This is a genomic window from Streptomyces sp. NPDC097619 (assembly GCF_040302735.1).
Lineage (GTDB): Bacteria > Actinomycetota > Actinomycetes > Streptomycetales > Streptomycetaceae > Streptomyces.
The window spans coordinates 1-4,837 of the sequence record NZ_JBEOSD010000286.1 but is presented as its reverse complement, the minus strand read 5'-3'; the positions used below and the strand labels follow the sequence as shown (position 1 = coordinate 4,837).

4 protein-coding genes are annotated in these 4,837 nt (G+C 73.2%); 3 read left to right on the top strand and 1 reads right to left on the bottom strand.

Annotation, left to right across the window (positions count from 1 at the left end):
- Positions 1-695, top strand: a 695-nt coding sequence (locus ABTZ17_RS36340) for a TerD family protein (protein WP_352200098.1), incomplete at its 5' end; no start/stop codon positions are given.
- A gap of 79 nt (positions 696-774) precedes the next feature.
- Positions 775-1,050, top strand: coding sequence for a hypothetical protein (locus ABTZ17_RS36335; RefSeq protein WP_352200097.1), 276 nt, complete (start codon positions 775-777; stop codon positions 1,048-1,050).
- A 70-nt stretch (positions 1,051-1,120) separates the two neighbouring features.
- Here ABTZ17_RS36335 and ABTZ17_RS36330 read toward each other — a convergent pair whose 3' ends face one another.
- Positions 1,121-2,611 (bottom strand): hypothetical protein, encoded by a 1,491-nt coding sequence (locus ABTZ17_RS36330; RefSeq protein ID WP_352200096.1) that lies wholly within the window; start codon positions 2,609-2,611, stop codon positions 1,121-1,123.
- 313 nt (positions 2,612-2,924) lie between these two features.
- Between ABTZ17_RS36330 and ABTZ17_RS36325 the strand changes: the two genes are divergently transcribed.
- On the top strand, positions 2,925-4,799 hold the full coding sequence (locus tag ABTZ17_RS36325; protein ID WP_352200095.1) for a DUF8508 domain-containing protein: 1,875 nt from the start codon (positions 2,925-2,927) through the stop codon (positions 4,797-4,799).
- Positions 4,800-4,837 lie beyond the last annotated feature (38 nt).

The following is a 4,837-nucleotide window of genomic DNA, read 5'->3' as shown; positions in this document are numbered from 1 at the left end:
CAAGGGCTGGGCGCGGGTGGACCCGATCACGGGAGAGCGGACGCCGCAGGCCGAGCTGCCACCCTGCCCAGTTCGGCCAGGCCCCCACCCCGCCGCCGCCGGCCGCCGCCCCCACCGGGAAGATCAACCTCGACAAGGGCCGGGTCGACCTCCGGAAGAACCAGACCGTGTCCCTGGTCAAGGGCGGTCGTCCGCTGCTCTCCCAGGTGAAGATGGGCCTCGGCTGGGAGCCCGCCTTCCGCGGCAAGGACATCGACCTCGACGCCTCCGTCATCGCCTACGGCCCCCAGCGCAACCACATCGACAGCTGCTACTTCGGCAAGCTCCAGATCCTCGGCGGCGCCATCAAGCACTCCGGGGACAACCTCACCGGCGAGGGCGCCGGGGACGACGAGGTGATCGTGGTGGACCTCGGGCGGCTGCCCGCGGAGGTCAGCGGTCTGGTGTTCACCGTGAACTCGTTCTCGGGCCAGAAGTTCACCGACGTGGCCAAGGCCTACTGCCGCCTCATCGACGCCGCCAGCGGCGAGGAGCTGGCCCGCTTCGACCTCACCTCCGCCGAGCCCCAGACGGGCGTGATGATGGCGAAGCTGATCCGGCAGTTCTCGGGCGAATGGGAGATGACGGCCATGGGCGAGTTTGTGAAGTCCCGCACAGTGCGGGGCATGGTCAAGCCCGCTGCGCAGGCACTTTGAGGAATGGGGCGGGCCGCAGATGACACATTCCGCAATGACCCGGAAGTGACTGTCGGCGCCCGCCCCTAACCTGGATGCCATGTACAACGCCCTCATCCCCGCAGACCCGGTGCGCCCGTCCGCCGCCGAGGTCAACGACGCGATCCGCCTCCTGGTCGATCAGCGCGGGGACGAGGAGTGGCCGTCCGAGGCGTACGAGCAGTTGCTGGAGGAGTGGGCGGCCGCCGCCCGCACCGAGGCCGCGCATGCCGGGGAGCCGCCCGCCGGGTGGACCGACCGGCCCGTCCCGGCACCCCGCCCCCCGGCACCCCGCCGGGGCGAGGGCCGCGACGGGCACCCGCTCGGGCGGCACTGACCCCGGGCCGTCACGCACCGGGCCGTCGCCCCGGCCCCGGCCGTCGAGGACGCCGACGGCCGGGAACCGCTCAGGACTGCCGGGAGCGGGCCTTGAAGGCCGCCTTGCGGGCCTCCTTGGCGGCCTTGCGGTCCGGGTGCAGCCGGCCCATCGCCTCCAGCACCTCGGCCGTGGCCGGGTGCTCCACCCGCCAGGCCGTCTCGAAGAAGCCCGGGTGCCCCTCCGTCAGGCCGGCCATCAGCTCGGCCAGCCCCTCCGGCTCCCCGCCGCCGCCCAACTGCGCGGCGATCGTGTCCACGGTCAGCCAGAACACCATCTCCTGACCGGGCGCGGGCACCCCGGCGGCCCCCCGCTCGGCCAGCCACACCCGGGCCAGCCCGCCGAGCTCCGGGTCGTCGAGTACGGCCCGCAGTTCCGGTTCGGCCTCCGGACCGGCCAGGGCCAGGGCCTGCTGGCAGTGCAGCCGGCGCAGCGGGCCCTCCGGGTCCCCGCCCCGGGCCGCCGCCAGCAGCTCGGCCACCGCCCCCGACACCTCGCGGCGGGCCAACCACGCCTCGATCTCGGACTGCGCGGGCTCCTCCGGGTAGTGGGCCACCGCGTCGAGCAGGACGTCGGCGCCCTCCTCCGCGAGGTCCCCGACCGCCGGGGCCGCGACCCCGGCCTCCAGCAGGCGGGCCCGGACCCCGAACACCCCCAGCGGGGTGAGCCGCACCAGCCCGTACCGCGACACGTCCCCGTCGTCACCGGCGCCCTCGGCACCGGCCGCGTCGGCGACGCGGTCCGCCGGTCCGTCCTCCTCGATCTCGGCCATCAACTCCTCGTCCACCGGCCGGTATTCGACGAGACCCACCGCCTCCAACTGCCGGAACTGGCCGTCCAGCCGCATCATCGCCTCGGAGACCTCCTCCAGCACCTCGTCGGTGGGCTCGTCCATCTCCTCCGGCACGATCGCCGAGGCCGCCAGCACCGGCAGCGGCACCGGCCCCTCGCCGGCCCCGCCCTCCGCGACGGTGAGCAGGTAGAGGTTGCCGAGGACCCCGTCCAGGAAGTCCTCCTCGGCCTGCGGGTCCCAGCCCAGCCGGCCGAAGTCGATCTCACCGCCCGCGTCGAGGGCGTCCACCAGGTCGTCGAGCTCGGGCACCGCAGCGTCGGCCACGGCGGCGTCCAGGGCCGCCAACCACAGGTCCAGCACGTCCGCCGGGGTGCCGCCGGTGACCAGCGCCAGGTCCTCGCCGCGGGTCACGGTGCCGCCGGCGTCCCCGTCCCCACCGGTGTCCTCCGCACCCTCCGTGACCTCGACGAGGCCGGTCTCCAGGGCGACCCGCCACGCCTCGCTCGCGTACGCCCGGCCCTCCGGGCCCTCGTCGAGCCCGAGGTGCTCGGCGGCCTCCGGCAGTTGGTCGTCGAGGAGTTCGCCGCCGGCGCCGACCCGGGTCTCCGGGCCCGACCAGCGGGCCAGCCGCACCGCGCGCGCGAACAGCGGCGCGGACAGGGCCGCGCGGGCCAGCTCCGCGTCGGGGTGCAGCCGTACCGGCGGCAGCGAGGGGCGCTCAGCGGACATCGGGGTCTCCTCGTGACGGTGGGGCGTGGGCGCCGCCGCGGCCGGCCGGGCCGCGGGCCGGGCGGGTCCGGCAGGGCGGACCGGCGCGAACGGGCCGGTGCCGGCGGCCGGTCGGCCCCCGTCCGACGGCACCGTCGCGGGCCCCAGAGTAGACGCATTTCATCCCATCCCGGCCGGTTCACCTGATGGCCGGCTCACGTACCCCCGGGAACCCTTGACAACCCGCCTGGTCAGCCAAGAGATTGACGCGCGTAGATCTCACACAGATCGCACACCACTCCGTTTCCCTCATCCACACACCGGAGTTCTGCCCATGCGTTCCCGTCCGCAGGTGACCGGATCCATATCCGCCCGTTCCTCCCGTTCCGCCGCCGTGGCGGCCGTCGTGGCCTCCGCGCTGGCCGCCGGCCTGCTCGCCGGAGCCACCTCCTCCGCCGTCGCCTCCTCGGAGGACGACGGGCAGCCGCGCATCCACGACATCCAGGGCGCCACCCGCACCTCCCCCTACACCGGCAAGCAGGTGACCGGGGTCGAGGGCATCGTCACGGGCGTCCGCAGCTACGGCTCCCGCGGCTTCTGGATCCAGGACCCGCAGGCCGACGACGACGCCGCCACCAGCGAGGGCGTGTTCGTCTTCACCAGCTCGGTCCCGACCGTCGCCGTCGGCGACGCCGTCACCGTCTCCGGCCTGGTCGGGGAGTACGTGCCCGGCGGCCTGACCTCCGGCAACCAGTCCGTGACCCAGATCAGCAAGCCCGTGGTCACCGTGGTCTCCTCCGGCAACGCCCTGCCCGAGGCCCCGCGGATCAACGAGTACACGGTGCCGGAGCTGTACGCCCCCGAGGGCGACCCGGCCGCGGGCGGCAGCATCAACGGTCTGACCCTGGACCCGTACACCTACGCCCTGGACTACTACGAGTCCCTGGAGGGCATGAACGTCCGCATCGGCACCTCCCGGGTGGTCGGCGCCACGGACCCGTACTCGGAGCTGTGGGTCACCGTCAAGGGCTGGGAGAACAACGCCAAGCGCGGCGGCACCGTCTACGGCTCGTACGAGTCGCAGAACACCGGTCGCCTCCAGATCCAGCAGCTGGCCCCCGTGGCCCAGCAGCCCTTCCCGAAGGCCGATGTCGGCGACCGCCTGACCGGCACCACCGAAGGCCCGCTGGACTACAACCAGTTCGGCGGCTACACCCTGGTGGCGCGGACCCTGGGCACCGTGCAGTCCAAGGGCCTGGAGCGCGAGAAGACCAAGGCGCAGAAGCCCGGTGAGCTGGCCGTGGCCACGTACAACGTGGAGAACCTCGACCCCACCGACCCGCAGGAGAAGTTCGACGCGCTGGCCAAGGCCGTCGTGGAGAACCTGGCCTCCCCCGACATCCTCGCCCTGGAGGAGATCCAGGACGACAACGGGGCGAAGAACGACGGCACCGTCGCCGCCGGCCAGACCGTGGCCAAGTTCACCGACGCCATCAAGGCGGCGGGCGGCCCGGCGTACGAGTGGCGCTCGGTGGACCCGGAGAACAACAAGGACGGCGGCGAGCCCGGCGGCAACATCCGCCAGGTCTTCCTCTTCAACCCGGCGCGGGTCTCCTTCACCGACCGCGACGCGGGCGGCGCGACCACCGCCACCGGCGTCGTGCGCGAGAAGGGCCACGCCCAGCTGACGCACTCCCCCGGCCGGATCGACCCGGCGAACGCCGCCTGGGAGGCCAGCCGCAAGCCGCTCGCGGGCCAGTTCACCTTCCGCGGCCGTCCGGTCATCGTGATCGCCAACCACTTCGGCTCCAAGGGCGGCGACGAGGGCCTGACCTCGCACCACCAGCCCCCGGCGCGCTCCTCGGAGGCCAAGCGGCTGCTCCAGGCCCAGGCCGTGAACACCTTCGTGAAGGAGGTGCTGGCGGTCCAGAAGAACGCGAACGTGCTCGTGCTCGGCGACATCAACGACTTCGAGTTCTCCGCCACCACCGAGGCCCTGACCGACGGCGGCGCCCTCTACCCGGCGATCAAGTCCCTGCCGCGGACGGAGCGCTACTCGTACGTGTACCAGGGCAACTCCCAGGTGCTGGACCAGATCCTGACCAGCCCCGCCATCAAGAACTTCACGTACGACAGCGTGCACATCAACGCCGAGTTCGCGGACCAGAACAGCGACCACGACCCGCAGGTGCTGCGCTTCACCCCGTGATCCCCGCGCGGGCGTCCGCGATCGCTCCCCTCGCCGTC